At 29.5% G+C, this 19,346-nt stretch carries 26 protein-coding genes; all 26 read right to left on the bottom strand.

The window, feature by feature from the left end; translation table 11 throughout:
• Window positions 1-128 precede the first annotated feature (128 nt).
• Window positions 129-584 (bottom strand): hypothetical protein, encoded by a 456-nt coding sequence (locus D1815_RS02320; protein ID WP_118385778.1) that lies wholly within the window; start codon window positions 582-584, stop codon window positions 129-131.
• 238 nt (window positions 585-822) lie between these two features.
• Window positions 823-1,227 carry a hypothetical protein gene (locus D1815_RS02325; RefSeq protein ID WP_147404179.1) on the bottom strand — a complete coding sequence of 135 codons (405 nt, stop codon included), beginning with the start codon at window positions 1,225-1,227 and terminating at the stop codon, window positions 823-825.
• A gap of 224 nt (window positions 1,228-1,451) precedes the next feature.
• Window positions 1,452-1,862: a hypothetical protein gene (locus tag D1815_RS02330; protein WP_118385780.1), complete on the bottom strand. Its 411-nt coding sequence runs from the start codon at window positions 1,860-1,862 to the stop codon at window positions 1,452-1,454.
• Between the two features lies 1 nt (window position 1,863).
• A complete protein-coding gene (locus D1815_RS02335) occupies window positions 1,864-2,175 on the bottom strand; it encodes a hypothetical protein (protein WP_118385781.1) in 312 nt (103 codons plus the stop codon).
• Entirely contained in the window at window positions 2,165-2,533 is a 369-nt protein-coding gene (locus tag D1815_RS02340; RefSeq protein WP_118385782.1) for a hypothetical protein, read from the bottom strand. The genes D1815_RS02335 and D1815_RS02340 overlap by 11 nt, the downstream gene beginning before the upstream one ends.
• Window positions 2,534-2,831: 298 nt before the next feature.
• Complete coding sequence (locus D1815_RS02345; protein ID WP_118385783.1) at window positions 2,832-3,320, bottom strand: hypothetical protein; 489 nt, start codon at window positions 3,318-3,320, stop codon at window positions 2,832-2,834.
• A gap of 186 nt (window positions 3,321-3,506) precedes the next feature.
• On the bottom strand, window positions 3,507-3,749 hold the full coding sequence (locus D1815_RS02350) for a hypothetical protein (protein WP_035085983.1): 243 nt from the start codon (window positions 3,747-3,749) through the stop codon (window positions 3,507-3,509).
• A 134-nt stretch (window positions 3,750-3,883) separates the two neighbouring features.
• A complete protein-coding gene (locus tag D1815_RS02355) occupies window positions 3,884-4,078 on the bottom strand; it encodes a hypothetical protein (RefSeq protein WP_027394236.1) in 195 nt (64 codons plus the stop codon).
• Window positions 4,079-4,279: 201 nt separating this feature from the next.
• Window positions 4,280-4,729 carry a hypothetical protein gene (locus D1815_RS02360; protein WP_118385784.1) on the bottom strand — a complete coding sequence of 150 codons (450 nt, stop codon included), beginning with the start codon at window positions 4,727-4,729 and terminating at the stop codon, window positions 4,280-4,282.
• A 187-nt stretch (window positions 4,730-4,916) separates the two neighbouring features.
• Entirely contained in the window at window positions 4,917-5,438 is a 522-nt protein-coding gene (locus D1815_RS02365) for a hypothetical protein (RefSeq protein ID WP_147404181.1), read from the bottom strand.
• A gap of 90 nt (window positions 5,439-5,528) precedes the next feature.
• A complete protein-coding gene (locus tag D1815_RS02370; protein ID WP_118385786.1) occupies window positions 5,529-6,365 on the bottom strand; it encodes a DUF1963 domain-containing protein in 837 nt (278 codons plus the stop codon).
• Between the two features lie 173 nt (window positions 6,366-6,538).
• A complete protein-coding gene (locus D1815_RS02375; RefSeq protein ID WP_118385787.1) occupies window positions 6,539-7,387 on the bottom strand; it encodes a Sir2 family NAD-dependent protein deacetylase in 849 nt (282 codons plus the stop codon).
• 78 nt (window positions 7,388-7,465) lie between these two features.
• On the bottom strand, window positions 7,466-8,122 hold the full coding sequence (locus tag D1815_RS02380) for a hypothetical protein (RefSeq protein ID WP_118385788.1): 657 nt from the start codon (window positions 8,120-8,122) through the stop codon (window positions 7,466-7,468).
• A gap of 292 nt (window positions 8,123-8,414) precedes the next feature.
• Window positions 8,415-8,906 (bottom strand): hypothetical protein, encoded by a 492-nt coding sequence (locus D1815_RS02385; RefSeq protein ID WP_027394230.1) that lies wholly within the window; start codon window positions 8,904-8,906, stop codon window positions 8,415-8,417.
• 478 nt (window positions 8,907-9,384) lie between these two features.
• Window positions 9,385-9,885 carry a hypothetical protein gene (locus D1815_RS02395; RefSeq protein WP_118385790.1) on the bottom strand — a complete coding sequence of 167 codons (501 nt, stop codon included), beginning with the start codon at window positions 9,883-9,885 and terminating at the stop codon, window positions 9,385-9,387.
• Window positions 9,886-10,088: 203 nt separating this feature from the next.
• A complete protein-coding gene (locus D1815_RS02400) occupies window positions 10,089-10,418 on the bottom strand; it encodes a hypothetical protein (RefSeq protein ID WP_118385791.1) in 330 nt (109 codons plus the stop codon).
• Between the two features lie 227 nt (window positions 10,419-10,645).
• Window positions 10,646-11,710 carry a serine hydrolase gene (locus tag D1815_RS02405; protein WP_118385792.1) on the bottom strand — a complete coding sequence of 355 codons (1,065 nt, stop codon included), beginning with the start codon at window positions 11,708-11,710 and terminating at the stop codon, window positions 10,646-10,648.
• Between the two features lie 131 nt (window positions 11,711-11,841).
• Complete coding sequence (locus D1815_RS02410) at window positions 11,842-12,585, bottom strand: AraC family transcriptional regulator (protein WP_240337540.1); 744 nt, start codon at window positions 12,583-12,585, stop codon at window positions 11,842-11,844.
• Between the two features lie 616 nt (window positions 12,586-13,201).
• The gene (locus D1815_RS02415) at window positions 13,202-13,939 is read right to left on the bottom strand and encodes a hypothetical protein (protein ID WP_118385793.1); all 738 of its coding nucleotides are present in this window, start codon (window positions 13,937-13,939) and stop codon (window positions 13,202-13,204) included.
• A 188-nt stretch (window positions 13,940-14,127) separates the two neighbouring features.
• Complete coding sequence (locus D1815_RS02420) at window positions 14,128-14,634, bottom strand: hypothetical protein (protein ID WP_118385794.1); 507 nt, start codon at window positions 14,632-14,634, stop codon at window positions 14,128-14,130.
• A gap of 197 nt (window positions 14,635-14,831) precedes the next feature.
• The gene (locus D1815_RS02425; protein WP_118385795.1) at window positions 14,832-15,416 is read right to left on the bottom strand and encodes a hypothetical protein; all 585 of its coding nucleotides are present in this window, start codon (window positions 15,414-15,416) and stop codon (window positions 14,832-14,834) included.
• 575 nt (window positions 15,417-15,991) lie between these two features.
• Window positions 15,992-16,405 (bottom strand): hypothetical protein, encoded by a 414-nt coding sequence (locus tag D1815_RS02430; protein ID WP_118385796.1) that lies wholly within the window; start codon window positions 16,403-16,405, stop codon window positions 15,992-15,994.
• A gap of 6 nt (window positions 16,406-16,411) precedes the next feature.
• On the bottom strand, window positions 16,412-16,888 hold the full coding sequence (locus D1815_RS02435) for a lipocalin-like domain-containing protein (RefSeq protein ID WP_120650644.1): 477 nt from the start codon (window positions 16,886-16,888) through the stop codon (window positions 16,412-16,414).
• 297 nt (window positions 16,889-17,185) lie between these two features.
• Window positions 17,186-17,575 (bottom strand): hypothetical protein, encoded by a 390-nt coding sequence (locus D1815_RS02440; protein ID WP_118385798.1) that lies wholly within the window; start codon window positions 17,573-17,575, stop codon window positions 17,186-17,188.
• A 196-nt stretch (window positions 17,576-17,771) separates the two neighbouring features.
• Window positions 17,772-18,626 carry an abortive infection system antitoxin AbiGi family protein gene (locus tag D1815_RS02445; protein WP_118385799.1) on the bottom strand — a complete coding sequence of 285 codons (855 nt, stop codon included), beginning with the start codon at window positions 18,624-18,626 and terminating at the stop codon, window positions 17,772-17,774.
• 132 nt (window positions 18,627-18,758) lie between these two features.
• A complete protein-coding gene (locus D1815_RS23525) occupies window positions 18,759-19,025 on the bottom strand; it encodes a hypothetical protein (RefSeq protein ID WP_147404212.1) in 267 nt (88 codons plus the stop codon).
• Between the last annotated feature and the right edge of the window lie 321 nt (window positions 19,026-19,346).

The following is a 19,346-nucleotide window of genomic DNA, read 5'->3' on the forward strand; positions in this document are numbered from 1 at the left end:
TCGGTTTTTCTGCGCATTGATTGCTAACTTTTCCATTCTGCAAGCATTGCGCTTTACCAAATATACACAGACCATTCGATTTATCACTTAGCTGCTATGATCACATATATATTGTTGTAGTGTCGTTTTTAGTATTTTAAGTTATCAAGCTCACCTTTAAAAAAAGTTTCAAATTCTCCTTTAATAGTTACTCTGTTTTGCTTGATTAAATCACAAATTAAGTTTTTAATTGTTAATACTCTAGTATCGATTTTTGGTTTTTCATTTAAATGAAACAAAGAATATAAACTCAATTTCTTACTCTCACTAATCGGCTGAGGAAGCCGGTTTTTTATTGCTTTATAAATTTTAAGTCTGTCTGTTTGGTTAAATTTTTTGTCCAAAAATGACTCGCTGGATAATTCGTTTTCGAATAGATTTTGCATTTTCAGTGAATTTAAAATTCTTGATTTGAAAAATACGAATGCAATATCATTACGTAAAATTACATTATTATGAATAAGCTCTAACTTTTTGTTATCTAAAGGAAAACTAAAACTGTGTTTTTTTTCTAGTTCTTCAGTGTTTTCTGGATAAGTTCTCATCTATTATAATCTTCTTAGCATCTTATTTTAAATGCACTACAACGGTTGAGCTATGAACAGTACGGGAGCAAATAAGTGTTTGCTTTCCGTTTGGTACGTAGCCAAACCTTTTTGTTTTGCTTTTTCTTTTTTTATTTAATGCCAAATCCAAAAGATTTGGCGGTGTTGGTCGATATTCCGGGTTTATATCTTAAGCAACTAAGTCCGTATTGTTTATAGGTTTTGTTGTAACAAGTTTTTATTCGGTTGCCAGAGTATAAATAGGTTTTAGAGTAAGTTTTGATTTTGTCAACTCAATAATTTCCAACGTATCCTTATTTAACCCATTCCAACTTTTGTATTCAACTTCTAGTAAAGATTTAGATATTTTTCTCCAAGTTCCAGAAACTGTTTCATATTCTATAGGTGGAGTTCCGCACCAACCTGAATTCTGTTTGCGAAGTATAGTCCCATTTTTATTAAATTCAATTCCAGATTTACCTTTTTTAAATTTCCGATTACTTTCATATATCAAATTTTCGTTTATGTAATCCTTGTAAATCCATTTTTGAAATAGAAAATCCGATGTTATAGGCTCAGTTTTATGAAATGAACTTAAGACTAAAAACAAAATCAGAATTGCTGAATATTTCGAGAATTTCATTTTTTTAAATTTGTTACAACGTTTAGCTATGCGTAGTGCGGGAGCAAAAAACCATTGGTTTTCGAGCAAGCACTTAGCCAAAGTTTATGTTTTGTTTTTATATTTTCTAAAATACTAAATTTAAACCTTTGGCGACAAACCAAATAGGCAATGACCTTTGGATTAAACACTAATCCGCATTATCGCATAGGTGTTGTTACCACATGTTTTTTATTCCTTTTATTTTATCTTAAGTCTAAAATGACAGAGTCCTTAACTTTTATATAAATTAGATTATCATTATGATATAATTCTGTTGTATCTCCTTTGACTTCAGTCCGAACAAAATCAGATTCAATAAATGTCTTTTTGTTTGAGTCTAAATAAATTGGAATTGCTACGTATAAAAAACAGCAGGTTATAATTAAGCTATTAGAAATTATTATACCTTTTAACTTATCAGTTCTTTCCTTAAAAAAGAAAATCCCAGTGCTTGTCAATGTCCAAATAAGTCCAACAACTAACGTCAAAAATAAAATTAGATGATGAAATCCAGGAGCGTGAATATATGGGTTTCCAATAATCGCATAAGCAATTCCTGCAATTCCAAATCCTATTCCATAAAACAACGATGTTTTTAAAATTCCTTTTTTCATTTTATCCGCTAAAAATTTCTGTTGGTAAATACAGACAAATAATTGCCGAAATTATATGAATTCCAATTAGGTAATATTTCCATTTAGGTCTTTTAGTCATAATTAAAGCATAAATGGGAATTTGAACAATTGCTAATATTGTTGGAAAAATTCCAATTCCATTTTTGGACAAAATTGCGATTATCATTGTGAATGGATAAAATATTTTAGCAAATAAATTTGTTCCGTGTCCAGCTCCCATTGATAAAATGACAAATGCTAAAATCAGTATCGTAAATAATATTGTTAGTATCGTTTTACTTTTAGTTTTCATATCCGTGAACATTCCAAGATTTCAAAAAATCATAACCTTTATGTCTCAAGTAGGTTATTCCGTCAATTTTAAATTTGGTTTTTGTCAAATGTTGGATTTCGGTTGTGCTTGAACCTCCTAAACTTACAAATTCCATTTGAGTTTTTCCGTTCAGTTTTATCAATTCAACCATAGTAGGACAAGATTTATAAGGAAGTGATTCGGTTCTTTTTATTTGTTCATTGTATGGTATAATTTCCCAAGTTGCAGAATTTTTCTCTTTATGAAAATCTAGCCAGAGTATTTCTTCCGCATCAATTTGATTTTCAGGAACCCAAAATCCGTTTAGATTTTCACGAACGGAGTCCAATTCAGTCAAATCAATTTCATAATCATTTTGGATAATTATTAAATCTCGATTCGAATTTGAACAACTCGATAGGAGGGATGTTAGAATTAATATTTTAAAAATTATTTTCAAACTTTATACTTCTCTGATGTGTGGTAACGTTTAATATATGTGTCGTAGCAGAGCAAAATGTTACCTTGCTTTTCGATTTTTCTGCGCATTGTTTGCTAACTTTTCCTTTCTGCAAGCATTGCGCCATTGCAAAAATACACATACCATTCGATTGATCACTTAACTGCTATGATCACATATATAGTGTTGTGATACCTTATTTTTTTAGTTTCATAAATTCAATCAATTCATTAGTATAATCGATACATTGATCACAAAAAAGCAGTTCAGTTTTTGGTGTTAAAAATTCAATATTTTTGAGTTTGCAAAAGTCCGTTATTGAGGAAAATATTATTCCATCTATGGATTTGTTAAGTTCTTTTTTCTTCTTTTCAAGAATTTCAATAGCTGATTTGCGAAAGGTTTCTATTTTTAGTTCCAACTTTTGAATCGAATCTTGCATTATTTTTAATTCCGTTGGAGAATAATCCATATGAGGAGCATCGGAGATACGTTTTTGAAAAGGACGAACTATTAATAAAAGAGAATCATTATATTTTCCCTCTAATTCCTTTATGAAATTTTCGTTGGTATCATATTCAGGTAGAGAGCTTTTTGTTTTTTCATAATCAAAGTATCCTCCAGTATTTTGTCCAAACCCCAAATTAAATAATGATAAAATTGATATTAAAACTATTGATTTCATATATGTATCACAACGTTTAATATATGTGTTGTAGCAGGGGCAAAATATTACCTTACCTTTCTATTTTTCTGCGCATTGGTCGCTAACTTTTACTTTCTGCAAGCATTGCGCCTTACCAAAAATACAACAACCATTCGATTCATCACTTAGCTGCTATGATCACATATATAGTGTTGTGATACGTTTTTATTCAATTTTTTTAAGAAATTCAGCAATTTCGCTATCGGTTACTTTCCAATTTTCTCCTTTTTTTTCCACGATATTAGCTAGCCCTAAAAGTTCGATTGGTCCCTCAGATCTAAGAATCCAATCATCACTTTCCGCAATCCAAGTTTTACCTTCTATAGTTATTTCATAACCTAATTCCAATAGCATTTTATAGGAAGGAGCTCCTAAATTAGCTGCAACACTTAATCTCTTTTTATTCATTTTTTATTTTTATTCAAAATACGTTGTAAAAAGTTTTGCTTTGGTTCTGGAAATATTTTTTCGTCGAGTTCGATATATCCATATACTTCGTCCGTCAGATTTATTTTTAACTCGTCAATTTCCTTTTTCATTCCTTACATAAGTTCCGCACTATACAATCCTGATTTGATCATAAATAAATTGTTAGATATTGTACTTATTATATGAAAGTCATTTCCTATTCCTTCATGAACATCTTTAGGTTTTCTTATTCTAGAGTCTTCTTCCCATTCCGCTTGTCCGTCATATTTATAATACAATTTATAAGTTTGGAGATTAATTTTAGTCATATTTATGAGCTTCTAGAATGAATCACAACGTTTAATATATGTGTCGTAGCAGAGCAAATTGTTACCTTGCTTTTCGATTTTTCTGCGCATGGGTTGCTAGCTTTTCCATTTTGCAAACATTGCGACTTACCAAATATACAAGAACCAATTGATTGATCACCTAACTGCTATGATCACATATATGTTGTTGTACAACGTCTTTTATGCGGAAACTCCTAAATCAATAGGATTCCAATTCTCAATTTCAATTCCGTAAATAGTAAACCCTTTTTTCTCAACATAATTGATTTCCCATTTGTTCAATTCCGTTGGATTTTTAGGGATATTGATAAAGCTAACATCTAAATCTTTTTCAATGGATATACTTGAATGGTTAAAGTCAAGTTTTTTTATTTGTTGATTTAAAAAACTTTGTAATGAGTCAATCAATTCAGGGTATTTATTTTCAATTAACAGGGTAAGTTGTTTTTGTTTGTCATTAATTCCATCAATATTGTTGTAAATATAAAATCGCACTAATTCATTTATAGAATTTATTTTACGATCAACGTTCCAGTAAGATTCATCAATTTTATTAGACTTTTTAAATGTTAGAATTCCAAGAGTATCGTTAGTTATTTTTTTTCGTTTAGTTTTAAAAATATTCTGCATACTTCTTTATTTTGGATATGTTGTACAACGTTTAATATATGTGTCGTAGCAGGGCAAATTGTTACCTAGCTTTTCGATTTTTCTGCGCATTGATTGCTAATTTTCACTTTCTGCAAGCATTGCGCCTTACCAAATATACACGAACCATTCGATTTATCACTTAACTACTATGATCACATATATCGTGTTACAGCATGTTTTTTGTTTTTAAAATGCGTTTTGCTGCAGTTTTTGCTTCGTTCACATAACCGCTATTTTCATCCGCAATACTTTTCAATTCTGATTCAGGTTTTGATTGGAACTTTCGTTGATAACTCTCAATTAGTTTTTCCGTTTCTACATTCTTATTCCTCAGATATTGTTCTGTCAACTTCTTTTCGGGAAACATTTCGTTTAGTTGTCTTTTATTTAAAACAAGGAATGTAATTAATAAAGTCAAAAATATTGGATTGAAATTAATGGGACCAATGCTGAATACAATTTCCCAATAATAAATATCTATTAAGTTTATAATTCCGAGTATCAATGTCAATCCGAATACATAAACAAACATCTTTTTATTCTTGAAATAAAGTATTGTTGAGATTCCAATGAGAGCTATTCCTAGATAATGTTTATAATTTAGTACATAATCCTTTAGAAGTGTAATTCCGATTGAGTAGAGTAGGAGAAGTATACAAATCAGTATTGGAATTATTTCTTTTTTCATCATATGTGCTGTAACGTTTCTTGTATGTTGCGTTTGCCTGCCGAAGGCGGCATATGCAATATACAAATTGTTGTGTACCGTTTATTTTAGTTAATAACATTGTAAATTAAAATCAATCCTTTCAGATTCGTGATCATAAAAAACATAAATCAAACCAGAATCACCCCACATTAAATTAGCATTTTCCTCGGAATCAATTTGAAATAGGAGTTTCATATTGTTTCCATTTTTATCTTTAGGAGTTGACTCTCCTTGAATCCATTTAGGGTATCCACCAAGTTGACTTTGATAATTTTGTTCACCAACTAATTTTTCTACTATTTTCCCATAATTATCCCAAGGTTGATCTTCATTTAAAATACAAGACAATTTTTGGGCATTATAGTCATATTCACTGATTCCTTCCCAATCTGGTAATGAATTTGAAGGTTCAAATATTATTTCACAATATTTAGGTTTCTCTAAATCAATTGGTTTAACTATAAATTCAGTATTTTTAGGATCAATTTTTTTGTAGACTTTCACTAACCATCCGTCATCAGAAGTGTCCCAGGGAAATTCATCCCAATCATAGTAAAATTGGATTAGCTCGATGTTGTCAGGTAACTGAGATTCTGGCTTATTAAATACCTGAAAAATAAAATCTAAACTTTTACCTTTTTTCGTTACAGGCCATTTTTCTCCTTTTTCAAAATACGGGTTACCTCCAAAGTGAGAATTCATCTGCGAATTTTCTGGAGGTCTTGAAGCAGGTGAAATCTCAAGTTTGGTTGCTTGTCTAATTAAAGGCTTAACCAAATTTTCCAAATCTGATGTTGATTTCAAATTTAGTTCATTCAATTCACGTCTATATTTATCAAAATGAGATTCAGTTTTGTTATTACTGTTCTCATTAGTTTTTCCAAATATTTTCTTCCAAAAACTCATTTATGTTATTAGTTTTCATGGTACACAACGTTTTATATATGTGTCGTAGCAGAGCAAAATGTTACCCTGCTTTTCGATTTTTCTGCGCATTGGTTGCTAACTTTTCCATTCTGCAGGCATTGCGCCTTCATAAATATACAAGAACCATTCGATTGATCACCTAACTGCTATGATCACATATATCGTGTTATCACCTTTTTTTCTATTTCAGTTTTCAGTTCACTAAGGAATGGAGTGCTTTTAGAGTTAATTACAATTCCGTTTGCTTTGTTACTTAAAAGCTCCGAAAAATAACTCTCATTAATATTTATTTCTACTACAGTTCCACTCTTAGCTAAGACATTTTTAGCAATTATTTGTGGAAGAGTAGTTTCTCCAGATGTTCCTAAAACAAATAATATTCCCGTTTCTTTTGAAATTCTTAGTACACTATCCTTTTTAAAAAACTTCTCATTGTAATATTCATCAAACCACAATACGTGAGGTCTTAAATCTTCATTGCATTTAGGACATTTTAAAAATTCAATTTCAGATTCGGTTAGTTGATCTTTTTGTCTACCTTTTAATTTAATTCCTTCTGGGAAAGGATATAATTCATTGGAACATTCATCTCCGCATCTCATAAAATCGTGATCGCCGTGAATTAGATATGTTCTTTTATCAGAATTACCTGCTTTTTTATGCAAGCTGTCTACATTTTGGGAAATCAAAGCAAAATTATCATTCAATAAAGATTCAATCTCTTTGAGCATTAAATGACTTTGATTAGGCTTAGCAAATTCAGTTATAGATTTCCTATACAAATAGAATTTCAATACTTCGTGAGAAGCTATATTAAAAAACCTTTTTGTTCCAATTTCTTGAGCTTTATAGTTTTTAGAATCAGATACCCAGTAACCGTCTTCACCGCGAAAAGTTGGAATTCCACTTTCTGCAGAAATTCCAGCTCCTACTAGAAAAGAAATTTTCTTACCCTTCTTTAAGCAGTATTCTATTCGATCTGAGATTCTTTTTTCTATCATTCAACTAATTGGTGATAACGTTTCTTGTATGTTGCGTTTGCCTGCCAAAGGCGGCATATGCACTATACAAATTGTTGTCTATAGTTTTTTATAGCTACTTATTTCATCAACATAAGGAAATTCAATTGATTTTAATTTTCCTTTTTTGAATTCAAAACTGTATTTTTCTCTCTTATGAATAGTTTTTGGTTCACTATTTATATTAATTGTAATTCGGTCAGAATTTCTTTCAACTACGGCGCTTTCTGAACTTTCTTTACCATTTTCGAGATATTTAATTTGAATACTTGCAGAGTCATTTTTGTTATAAATGACACCATATTTATCAAATTTTACAATTCCATTTTCATCAGTTTTTTTAGTCTGTTTTTTCTTCCAGTCTATAGATGAATAATTGACTTCAAAATCCGAAATCGATTTGCCAAAATTATCCTTTATTTGGACTATTACAAAGTCTTTAGAAATTTCATCAGTTTGTTCAATATATTCCGTTGCGTTTTCTACGTAAGAGTAATTGTGATGAAGAATAAGAACGTCCTCTTTTAATTCCCATATTCCTTTAATATCAGACCAAGTCCAGCAACTATCTCCACGAGATAAGTATTCATAAGTTCCGTCATCTTTTAGTTCAAGAGTATCAAATGATAAGTCATTTTCTATTTGATATTTACCAACAATTTCAACAGTTGTTAAATTCAAGAAATACAATATGAATATTAGAAAAGGTGTTTTCATAATTCTGAGTAACGTTTTTATAATTATTTAAAAATCAACACTTTCTTAATCCGCTCTCTTCCGTAAAACGTTTCCATAAAGTAATTAATTTTTCAGGAAATAGAGGGAATTATAGACAACGTTTTATATATGTGTCGTAGCAGAGCAAAATGTTACCTTGCTTTTCGATATTTCTGCGCATTGGTTGCTAACTTTTACTTTTTGCAAGCATTGCGCCTTACCAAAAATACAACAACCATTCAATTCATCACTTAGCTGCTATGATCACATATATCGTGTTGTAGCTAGTTTTTTAATAAGATGTACCAGATTTACTTACGCCATATTTATCAGGAACATACAAATGAAATGTATTTACTTCGTCACAAAAGTCTGGCTCCGAAATTATTGACATTTTTTCACCAATAGTATCCGTCATAATCTCTTTGAGTTCGTTAACATTCTCAACAGTATTCCATTCCGAACCACCATTTTTTTTATATTCTTTGTAAGTATTATTTACAATTAACAATTCAGGATCAAAATTATTTTCGACTTGAGATTCCGTTACGGTTTTTATAAAATCCTCAGTTACTATTCCATTATTTAATTCATTAACCTCTTTGAATACAGTTATTGAGTCACTTTCATTACTCTCATTAATAAGTTCATCTAATTCATTTGAATTCTCCATAAAGAAATAGTTTCGGTTATTTCCAGAGTTAGGGATTCTAACTAATACTAAAACTTTAGCATTGTCTTTTAGTAATTTCGTTACTGATTTTATGAAGTCACTTTTTGTCATTTACAGACTTTGATTTAATTAGCTACAACGCCAAATATATGAATCGGAGCAAGGCAAGTAAGCCTAAACCAATTGATTTATCTGTGCATTTTTATTTCTTATTCAATTTATAAAAATCTAGCGCCATTGCAAAAAGACAACTGCCTTTCGGTTTAACACGAAACTTTGCTCTGATTTTATATATAATGTTCTATACCGTTTTTTTTACGGAGATACTTGATCAATTTGATTATCCCATAAATAACTAAATGTAAAATCGGAAAAATAAATCCATAAAATAATACAACTAATGATCCACCTCCTTGGAAATTTTCTTTTTCGCTGAAAACATAAATCATCAATCCGGCATATAAAGAATAAAATATTAGATGAATCCAGAATTCCTTCTTGTTTGATTTAAAAAACAAGCCGAACACAATTAGAATCAAAAAAATTGCATAAGCGAAATACAATATTGAAAATCCACTATCCGCTGGAATCATTTAATTATTTTTTTAACCCGTTCTAAAATAGGTTCGTAATCGAAAGTAGAGCAACTACCTTCGCTTAAAACTCTTTTCCCAATTCGCTCAATTTTGCTTTTATCATTTTCCCAGTCGAAAATATAAATTGTCGCTTTAAATACTTCATTTAGCTCCTTATAATTTAATTCGCCATTTTTATGTCCGAAATTTTCTTCGGTTTCTACTATTTTGATTGGTAATCCACTTTCTAAATAAATCGTAGTTCTTATTCGTCCGTAAGAAAGTCCAATTTCCTCTATGATTTTAAAGACTTGGTTTTTATTTCGCCATAATTTTAAAATTCCGCCACCATCAGTTGCGATTTCAGTTAATTCAACCCAATCAAATTCCGATTCCGTAAGAGTCGAGTCCGATTCAATAGAATTAACTACATTATTAATTTGGTCAAGTTTATTTTCTTGCCCAAATGTTACAAATCCAATTAAGGTCAATATGATTAAGAATGTTTTTTTCAAATGGTATAGAACGTTTAATATATGTGTCGTGGCGGAACAAATTGTTACCTAACCTTAGACATTTTTGCGCAGATTTTATACTTTAATTCAGCTTTAAAATCACTGCGCCTACATAAATATACAAGAACCATTCGATTAATCCCAAATAAGCCATGATCGCATATATAGTGTTAGTAGCTTTTGTTTTTTTTCGTTGAGCGTGCTTAGTTTAAGATTAACCAACTTCCAGGTAAAGGTCTGATTTTCTTTTCGTCAATTTTAATTTCCTTCCAGTTTTGTTTTTCTTCAGATTCGTGATCTTCCACAATCCTATATTCAGAAGAAGGGGTTCGAGTTAGAGTTTCGGGTAATTTCACAATCTGTTTATTTGGGTCAATATTAAGTTTCTCAACTTTACCCAGCCATTTAATTGCATTATCTAGTATTTGCTTTTCAGATAATAATCTTTCCGTTCGCTCTATTTTTAATTCGGTAATTATTTCCGCCACCCTTTTTTTAAGTATGCTTATTGGTATTTTATAATCAGATTCCATTTTTTTGAGGTTGCTACTAACGTTCAGTATAAGAAACGTTGGGCAGGTGATAAGCGATACGTTTCGGTTTGGTACTAAGCCAAATATAATATTTTGCTTTTATCTTTCATGTTGAAAATGCTAAATTTTATATTTGGCGATTTTGGTACATAAAAAGATATTTTTAAATTTAACCTAAACCGCCCTATGTTTTTTATACATTGTTACCTGCTGGTTTTATCCATAAGTTATTTTAAGGTAGTCTCATAAATTTTATTCCACAATTCTTTTCTCATTTTTGGGTTTTGTTGATTGATTAAAATAATTATACCCCAATTATCCTTTCTATTATAACAGAAAATAGAAGATTGCCCCATAGTATCTCCTGTCTTCTGGAAGAAGGTGTTAGTCTCATTATTATAAATATTAATTCCTAAACCTATTTTTCTAGGTCCTTTTTTTGCTTTGTAAAATATTTTTTCTGTCATTATACCTGCTTTAGAAATTTCAGAACTGTCATTCAATATTTCTTTTAAATACTTAATCATATCCTTAGAAGAGGACTTAATTAAACCTGAAGGCGCACCAGAATTCCAAAGCATAAGATTTTGCTTAATTCCATTACGATTATAACCCGTTGCAATATTTTTGATGTTAAACTCTTTTGTTAAAGTGTTTTTCATTTTTATTGGATGAATTAATTTCTCTCGTACAATTTCATCATAACTTTTTCCGTAGGCCTCTTCTAATATTTCCCCTAAAAGCATAAAACCAGTGGTATGGTATCTATAAGTACCGTAATCAGGTAACTCACTACAATTATTAATAATATCAATAAAAGTTTTACGATTAACATTTTTTAATGGGTCTTGAGGGTTTTCAGAGATAAGTTTTTTCCAATCAAGATCAGCTAACCCTGATTGATGAGAAGCTAAATCAGATATTGTTATCTTGCGTCTAAGTTGTTTTTGTATAATAAAATCTTTTGGTAAATAGTTTTCTATATAACCGTTTAATTTAATTTTACCTTCATTTACTGCCTGAGCTATTAAATTACCGGTTATGGCTTTAGTTATTGATGCAATTTCAAAAACGGTATATTCATTAACGTTCATTGAACTTTCTTTGCTAATTTTTCCGTAATTAATATACTGTTCTTTGTTATTATGAATATAACCTACACTAATGCTTACTTCTGGGTGTTTTTTGTAATTATCTTTTACGATTGAATCTATCTTTGTTACTAAGTTTTGTCCAAAAGAAAAATTACTAATTACTAATGCAGCTAATAAAATGATCAAATGTTTTTTCATGTCTCTTGATTTTTAAATTATGAGACAAATTTGATGAAGTATTTAAACCTATGCGACCGATTAAAACTATTCGAACGCATTTTTTTTGTTATAATCGTTCGAATCTTTTGTAATAAAAGACCGAATATTTACTAGGTGTTGATTATAAGGTTTTTACGATACGAGGTTGGCGTTGTTCCAGTTTCTTTTTTGAAAGCAGTATTGAAAGAAGATTTAGAATTAAAACCAGAATCATACAAAATTTCCAGAACTGTTCTCTTATTTTGAGTTGAGTCACTTAATAAATTCTTAGCATAATTTATTCTATAAGAATTTACAAAATCATAAAAATGTTGATTTAGTTTATGGTTGATTAATAGCGAAAGTTCTTTAACCGGAATTTCAATTTCATCGGAAACATTTTGAATTGTTAAAGAAGGATTAAGAAAAGATTGTTGCTCTTTCATATAATTTCTTAGTTTTTCAATATTTTCTTGTTCATGTATTAGTACTTCTTTGTTTGGTTGTTGTTGAGGAATACTATTTTTTATAAGTTTTAAAGTAGAGTCTATTTGTTTAAAAAGTTCTGGGTTATTTAAAGCCTTGTATAAATACCAACAAATTAGAAGAAATATTAATAAATGTATTCCTATTTTAAAGTAAGTAGAAACAATATCAAATTGAGAGAATTTAATAATGTTTTTTAATAGTGCTATTATATATATAAAAGATAGGGTTGCGGTAAATTTAAACAACCAATCGTATGTTTTAATACTAACTCCAGAGTAATTTTCTAAATAGATTTTTTTGACTTTTCTTAGGGTTAAGAAAATAATAATAATGTAATATATAAACTGTAAATGAAAAATTACATGATTGAGTTGTATTTCAAACATGTATTTATATTGTTGTAAGAAGTTTATTTTATCTACAGTATCAACAAGGTAAAACCTTGGAAAAAACAATAAGTTTCCCAATACAAAAGGAGCGCAATGTATTAGGTGTTTTGGTTTTAATTTAAAGTCAGAATAGCAAACAGATTTTATATATAAGTATAAAACAGGTATTTGTAGAAAAGAAAATGTACTTCTAAAAATTATAAGGTTGTATGATTTTGAATTTATCTTTTCAAAGATAATTCCACTGGTATCTATGGCAATCAGAATTAAAAATATTGAAAAAAGATAATTGCTAACTTTAGTTTTCGTTCGAACCGTTAATAAGTAGAACGCTATAAATAATGAGACAAATATTGTTATAGAAGATATTGTGTTAATCAAAGTAATGTCATTTTTTGCTTGCAGGTAACGGTTTGTGTATGAAACGTAGCGAATAAAAAGACACTAACTTTTCGATTTAACACAGAGCCGAAATTTTTATATTTTATTTTTAATTTTTCTATTCTAAAAGCCAAATTAAAAATTTGGCGGACTTCACAAATAAGCACAAATCTTTTGATTTAGCACTTACCAGCTATGTTTTATACACCTTGTTGCCAGTAGTTTTATTTTTCTAGCTTTCGTATTTGTTTAATAAAAACTCATACGTTTTTAAATTTTCAGGTTCACTTTTCATAATTTTAATCCATTCAGAAAGCTTATGATTAGATAAATAAGTTTCATAATCCATCTTTTTGACAAAGTCTTTTAAATAAGTCTTCCACGTGTTGAAATAGAACTCATATTTCTTAATTTTTATTTCTGGAATGTCAAAGTTATTTTCTAAACAGAACAATTTAAAATCTTTTATTTTATTTAAAAGCAATTCTGTTTCTTCAATACTTGCGCTATTTTGTCCAAAAATCACTATCCAAGGAACTTCGTGAATATCATTTTCAAAACCGCCTATATAGCGGTTATATTTGTCTTTAAGTAATCTTTTGTTTTTTGGATCAATTTCTAACCCTAGTTTTAATAAATCAACAGGTTCATTTTTTAATGATTCTCTTGCTTGATTACTGAAAAAAAACGTAGAGCTATAATTATCATAAATACGCATTAAGGCATCAATATTCTTTTTGGAAAAAATCTCATTATAATACACAGGAATATAAATTTTTTTCATAAAAAAATAGGTATCGAATCTATATCCTTCAGATTCACACAAATTTTCGAATTCTTTCAGTTCTTTATATGAAGGTAATTCAGTCAGTGTTTGCTCATTCCAGTTTTGTAATAATTTATTACGTTTTTTTCTTTCCCATTTAGGAACTTCAATTACATTTAAATATTTAGATAATATTTCGTTCATTTAATTACTGGCAACGTTTAATATATGTGTCGTAGCAGGGCAAAATGTTACCTTGCTTTTTGATTTTTCTGCGCATTGGTTGCTAACTTTTACTTTCTACAAGCATTGCGCCTTACCAAAAATACAACAACCAATCGATTGATCACTTTGCTGCTATGAGCACATATATGTTGTTGTACAACGTTTCTTTAATTGACGTTCTGTTTTTTACAACCATTTGTACGTTCTTCTTTTGTCAAAGTCCAGATGTTAATCGCTTTGTTTTTTAATTTATTTTCAGAATTAGGCTCAACTAATTCAACTTCCAGAATACTTTCAGTTGCGATTTTATAATCAGAACTTTCTAATAAGTAACCATTCACATAAACTCCACTATTTTTCTCAATTCCGAAAAAGTCATTTAGTTCAGATTGTTTTTTAAAAGGAATTTTTTTCTTTAAACTGAAAAAGATAATTCCATTTTCAGTCAGATTAAAGAATTTGTGCTCTTTACGATTTGGTTTGTCCTTCAAAACACTTATTTCGGTAATCAATTCTTTTGTTGTTCCGATAGCACTTTCATTCGCAATAATGTCTTTTTCGATGATAATTGTTGGGCAATTAGTTTTTGTTCTTGGTAATTTTAAATAATCATCTTGAGAATAGATATTTGATAAAAAGAGTATAAACACAAGTGAAATCAATATTTTATTCATTTTTGAGTATTTTAATGCTGTACAACGCCAAATATATAAATCGGAGCAAGGTAAACAAGCCTGAACCAATCGATTTATCTGCGCATTTTTATTTCTTATTCAATTTATAAAAATATAGCGCCACTGCAAAAAGTAAATTACCTTCCGATCTAGCACTAAAATTTTGCTCTGATTTTATATGTCTTGTTGTATAGCGTTTATTTTATTGCTGCATAGTTATGAGTGTAATTTCGATTTGTCCAATTAAGAAACATAATCAATAAACCAGCACCAGAATTATGTTCTGCGATTTCTGTAATTAAATCCCCTTTTTTATCTAGGGTAATTCTCATTTTTTTTATATCAATTCTACCCATAATGTATGGAATCCCAACAAACTTTAAATTCCGGTTTTTCAAATAAAGATAACCATCTTTTTTAAGTTTGTATTCAAGTATTAATTCCCTTATGCCTGCATTGTTTTCGAGAAAACTAATCTTTATATTTTTATCACCTAAAATATCTATTCCGAAAGAGTAAGTTTTAAGTGAATTGAATTTAAAATGATTTTTTGATTGACCTCTGTCAACTTCTTTGAAGAAATTATTATAAACCCAATACTTTTTGGAAATGGAATCAGTTTCTTTTGCTACGATACTGAATTTTCCATTTAAAGATTTTATGTTCTGTGTATTTAAAAATGTTGGGTTTATTTTATTTTTTGGAAAGGATGCACAATTTGAAAAGGAAACAAATAATATTAGGAAAGATATTTTAAAAAATATGATTTTTAGATATTTCATTTTAATTATTTCGAATGCTATACAACGTTCCGGCTATGATTAGTGCGGTGCAGAAATTCGTAGAATTTCAAACCTAGCACGAGCACAAGCTTTTAGCGTTTTTTAGTTTGTGGTTTAAAAATAAGAAAAAAGCTTTTGCGACGATGCAAATCAGCCAACATTTCGACTCTTACAGGCTCCCGCATTAATTATAGGTTTTGTTGTGCGCAGTTTTTTTTTAGATACGGTTTTTACAACAATTTCATTTTAGGATATTTATCTGGTTTAAGATTACTCAGTTAAAGTACATCGCATATCAAGTTTAGTAGTTTGTTGAGTTATGTCAGATTATTTAGTTTTTGCGTCAAATTTTAAGCGTGTTACGTCAGTTTATCGTGTCATATTTTTAGGTTTCATTATGTCAAAATTACCCAGTTTTATAAGTTTTTCGTCTAATTTTTTTACAAAGATTTTTACGTCAAAATGAAGAATTAGACACGAAGAAAAATTCACAAATCGCATTGGGCACAACGTCTCTTGTATGATGCGTTTGCATCCCGTAGGGTGCATATGCATTATACAAATTGTTGTAAACTTTATTTTATTTTTTCCACTTCAAGTGTCATTCCACTTTCATCGAGATGAAACAATTTCTTTCCGCTGGTTTGTCTTACAGAAATTCCCATAATTGAATAGCCATCATCTTTATTCCCAATTTTGATAAATTGTTTGTTTTGTTCAAATAACCATTTAGTTCCATTTGTCATTTGTGTTATCATTCCGAATAACTCAGATGGAGAAGAAGTACTCAATTTAAAATCTCCATTCTCATTAAAGTCAAAACTTGCATTTTTAAATCCTTCAATCAATGGCTTAAATTGAGGACTTGTTGGTTTTTCTGTTATAGATTTTACTTTCCAAATTCCATTTATTTGTCCCTTATCAAAACTTTGTCCCAACGAAGTCAAACTAATCGCAAGGAAAAATAATAAGCTAAATGTTTTACTCATAATTGTTTATTTTCTTTTGTAAATCAACACGTATTTTTCTCTATCGGCTATTATCATTCCGTCTTTCGAAAAAATCAATATTTTTTTCTGTACAGGTTTTTGATAGTAAAATCCATCCTTTCTTTTTTTTACAATTTTTGCTTTTTTTAGAGAAGGTAAATATGGGCTATCGGGTTCAATTCTTAATTCCAGATTTATTGCATTCGTTTTTTTGTCAAAAAACCAAGTACCATATGACGTATTTAAAGGGTTAAAACTTTTATAAGTTCCGTCATCATTCAATACATAACTATCTCTATTGACATTTTCAATTCCCATATCTCTTCCAAATCTAATCAGAGGGATTTTAGTCTGCTTTTCTCCATTCTCATCTTGCAATTCTATAAAGTCCCATTCTCCTACTAAATCAGATTCAGTTAGGTTTTGTGAAATTCCTATTTGGAAAATCAGCAGTGATAATACTAAAAATATTGTTTGTCTCATACTTCTGAGTAACGTTTTTGTAATTAATTGAAATTCAACTACTTTTTTTAATCCGATTCCCTCCGTAAAACGTTTCCTCAAAGTAATTAATTTTTTAGGAAATAGAGGGAATTGTTTACAACGTTTAATATATGTGTCGTAGCAGGGCAAAATGTTACCCTATTTTCGACAAAAACTGCGCATTGGTTGCTAACTTTTACTTTCTGCAAGCATTGCGCCTTACCAAAAATACAAGAACCATTCGATTAATCACCTAGCTGCTATGGCATATATATGTTGTTGTAGCACGTTTTTTATTTACAATTCAGATAGTAATTCCGAATCAGCTTTTGGGCTATTTTTGATAAATTCTTTTAATTCAGTTATTGATTTTCCAGCTAGGAATTTAGAATCAGTATTTTCAATTCGTTTTAGCATATTAATTCCCATATGTGATGGTTTGTCCATTAGAGAATTATACAAAAACTTTTCATAATTTAACGTCTCTAGTCCGTGTAGGATCGTCCAGAAAACACCAGCTCCGTCATCATTTGGATATCGTTCAAAAACTCCGAAGAGCGCATTGATTCCAAGTTCAGGATTTCCACTTTCCCAAAGTTTATTAACAAGCTCGTCCAATCCCAGCCAATTCCCATCAACGGGTTTAAAAGATTCTATTTCGGATATTATTTCTTTAGTAGATTTCATTGTTTCAATGTGCTACAACGTTTAGTATAAGGAACGTAGGGCAGGTGATAAACACTACATTTCGGATTATTACTAAGCCAAATTTACATATTTTGCTTTTATTTTTCTCTAAATGCCAAATTGGAAATTTGGCGACCTCATAAGGAAACATAGACCTCACGAGAAGCCAAAACCGCCCTATGTTTTTTATACCTTGTTAGCATGCGTTTTCTATGTTTTTACATTCAGTTAAAGTCTTAACTTCAACTGTTTTATTTCCGAAGTTTTCTTTTATAAAGTCATGTAAATCATTTATTTCCTGTTCATTTTCAACGTAAATTAATTTTATATCACTTAATTCAAAGTTTTGGATATATTTTTCTTTATAATGAGGTTTGGAAGTATTTATCCACTTTTCGTATTCTTTATTCTTTTCTCCTTTTGGCGTTATCTCAGATATAAAATTTAAGTCGAAAAAGCTTTTTCTCCATTCTCGTTCGTTGTAAGCAATTTTTGTTTCTCCAGATTTGTTTTCTACTGAATATGGTTTTAAAATCAACATTTGTTTTAGTGAATTCTCGTAATAATTTTCAAAGATTATTTTCAGGGAATTTATAAATTCATCATTAACATTTTTATCTAGTGTATTTAGTAGATTTTTAACCTCATTACTTATAGGGTTAAAGTTTATATAGTCAGTAAATTTTTCACAATTGCAATCAGTATAAAAATCTTTGGCAACTTTTAAAGTCTGCGGGATTATTGAATTTTCAAAGTTTGTTTTAAAAGTTGTTTCTAAATCACTTTTGTTTTTTACATAAAAGACAGGATTTAAATCAAATTTTTTAATGATTGAATCTCTCTCGAAAACAATCCCATATTTACCATAGTTTACAACTTCATTTTCTCCAATATCACGAAAAAGAATATTGGCAAAACTTATCATCGGAATTAAAATATTTTTTCCATTAAAAACTTCTTTAGCGTAAGATGTATAAAATCCACTTGATAGTATAGATTTTATTACTTCTATAGACTCTGTTAGGTGAATTATTTGATTTATTTCTTTCACTTTTTTTTAATGCAAGCTAACGGTCTCGTATAACCGTCAGTTACGGGTTAAAGTACTCAAATTTTTCGGTTTAGCACTGACGTTAGCAATTCCGAGTGGATTCGGACGTAGTCGAATCCGCCGTAATTGCGGTTATACATTGTTAGCATTAGATTTTTTTATTTCACTTTTAAGCTTTTCAATCAGTTCATTCTCATTCAAAAAGTCTTGAAATACACTGCTTTTTGGAAGAAAATATACTTCCTTAACCTTTCCAGAGTCCATAAATTTTATCTTAAATGGAAAATCATTAAATAGAAAGGTCCTTTTTATTTTTTTAATGTCCGCAAATAGAATTGTCGTCTGAGAATTCCGATTTCCGACTTTTAATGATTGTTCATTCCAATAAATGGTTTTCAATTTAGTTATTCCAATTTGACGAAGTATAACGAAACCAATAATCCATAAAGTAATAACTATCAAATTAGTTTTTACGTCAAATATGAAAAGTGTAATGAAAAATATAACAGATAAAGTCAGAAATTTTCCAATAAATGCGATTTGAAAAATTTTGGTCAGGTCAGATGATATTTTTCTGTTCAATTTGTCCAATTTAATGCTAACGTTTAATATATGTGTCGTAGCAGGGCAAAATGTTACCTTGCTTTTCGATATTTCTGCGCATTGATTGCTAACTTTTACTTTCTGCAAGCATTGCGCCTTACCAAATATACAAGAACC

The sequence above is a fragment of the Aquimarina sp. AD1 genome, assembly GCF_003443695.1.
GTDB lineage: Bacteria > Bacteroidota > Bacteroidia > Flavobacteriales > Flavobacteriaceae > Aquimarina > Aquimarina latercula.

What these genes read in the sequence shown, in the direction of transcription:
- D1815_RS02335 (WP_118385781.1), bottom strand. Translation starts at nt 2,175, where the DNA reads ATGAAAACTAAAAGTAAAACGATACTAACAATATTATTTACGATACTG.
- D1815_RS02365 (WP_147404181.1), bottom strand. Translation starts at nt 5,438, where the DNA reads ATGAAAAAAGAAATAATTCCAATACTGATTTGTATACTTCTCCTACTC.
- D1815_RS02440 (WP_118385798.1), bottom strand. Translation starts at nt 17,575, where the DNA reads ATGAAATCTACTAAAGAAATAATATCCGAAATAGAATCTTTTAAACCC.
- D1815_RS02330 (WP_118385780.1), bottom strand. Translation starts at nt 1,862, where the DNA reads ATGAAAAAAGGAATTTTAAAAACATCGTTGTTTTATGGAATAGGATTT.
- D1815_RS02405 (WP_118385792.1), bottom strand. Translation starts at nt 11,710, where the DNA reads ATGAAAAAACATTTGATCATTTTATTAGCTGCATTAGTAATTAGTAAT.
- D1815_RS02320 (WP_118385778.1), bottom strand. Translation starts at nt 584, where the DNA reads ATGAGAACTTATCCAGAAAACACTGAAGAACTAGAAAAAAAACACAGT.
- D1815_RS02360 (WP_118385784.1), bottom strand. Translation starts at nt 4,729, where the DNA reads ATGCAGAATATTTTTAAAACTAAACGAAAAAAAATAACTAACGATACT.
- D1815_RS02345 (WP_118385783.1), bottom strand. Translation starts at nt 3,320, where the DNA reads ATGAAATCAATAGTTTTAATATCAATTTTATCATTATTTAATTTGGGG.
- D1815_RS02420 (WP_118385794.1), bottom strand. Translation starts at nt 14,634, where the DNA reads ATGAATAAAATATTGATTTCACTTGTGTTTATACTCTTTTTATCAAAT.
- D1815_RS02425 (WP_118385795.1), bottom strand. Translation starts at nt 15,416, where the DNA reads ATGAAATATCTAAAAATCATATTTTTTAAAATATCTTTCCTAATATTA.
- D1815_RS02400 (WP_118385791.1), bottom strand. Translation starts at nt 10,418, where the DNA reads ATGGAATCTGATTATAAAATACCAATAAGCATACTTAAAAAAAGGGTG.
- D1815_RS02385 (WP_027394230.1), bottom strand. Translation starts at nt 8,906, where the DNA reads ATGACAAAAAGTGACTTCATAAAATCAGTAACGAAATTACTAAAAGAC.
- D1815_RS02435 (WP_120650644.1), bottom strand. Translation starts at nt 16,888, where the DNA reads ATGAGACAAACAATATTTTTAGTATTATCACTGCTGATTTTCCAAATA.
- D1815_RS02355 (WP_027394236.1), bottom strand. Translation starts at nt 4,078, where the DNA reads ATGACTAAAATTAATCTCCAAACTTATAAATTGTATTATAAATATGAC.
- D1815_RS02415 (WP_118385793.1), bottom strand. Translation starts at nt 13,939, where the DNA reads ATGAACGAAATATTATCTAAATATTTAAATGTAATTGAAGTTCCTAAA.
- D1815_RS02325 (WP_147404179.1), bottom strand. Translation starts at nt 1,227, where the DNA reads ATGAAATTCTCGAAATATTCAGCAATTCTGATTTTGTTTTTAGTCTTA.
- D1815_RS02370 (WP_118385786.1), bottom strand. Translation starts at nt 6,365, where the DNA reads ATGAGTTTTTGGAAGAAAATATTTGGAAAAACTAATGAGAACAGTAAT.
- D1815_RS02410 (WP_240337540.1), bottom strand. Translation starts at nt 12,585, where the DNA reads ATGTTTGAAATACAACTCAATCATGTAATTTTTCATTTACAGTTTATA.
- D1815_RS02350 (WP_035085983.1), bottom strand. Translation starts at nt 3,749, where the DNA reads ATGAATAAAAAGAGATTAAGTGTTGCAGCTAATTTAGGAGCTCCTTCC.
- D1815_RS02375 (WP_118385787.1), bottom strand. Translation starts at nt 7,387, where the DNA reads ATGATAGAAAAAAGAATCTCAGATCGAATAGAATACTGCTTAAAGAAG.
- D1815_RS02380 (WP_118385788.1), bottom strand. Translation starts at nt 8,122, where the DNA reads ATGAAAACACCTTTTCTAATATTCATATTGTATTTCTTGAATTTAACA.
- D1815_RS02430 (WP_118385796.1), bottom strand. Translation starts at nt 16,405, where the DNA reads ATGAGTAAAACATTTAGCTTATTATTTTTCCTTGCGATTAGTTTGACT.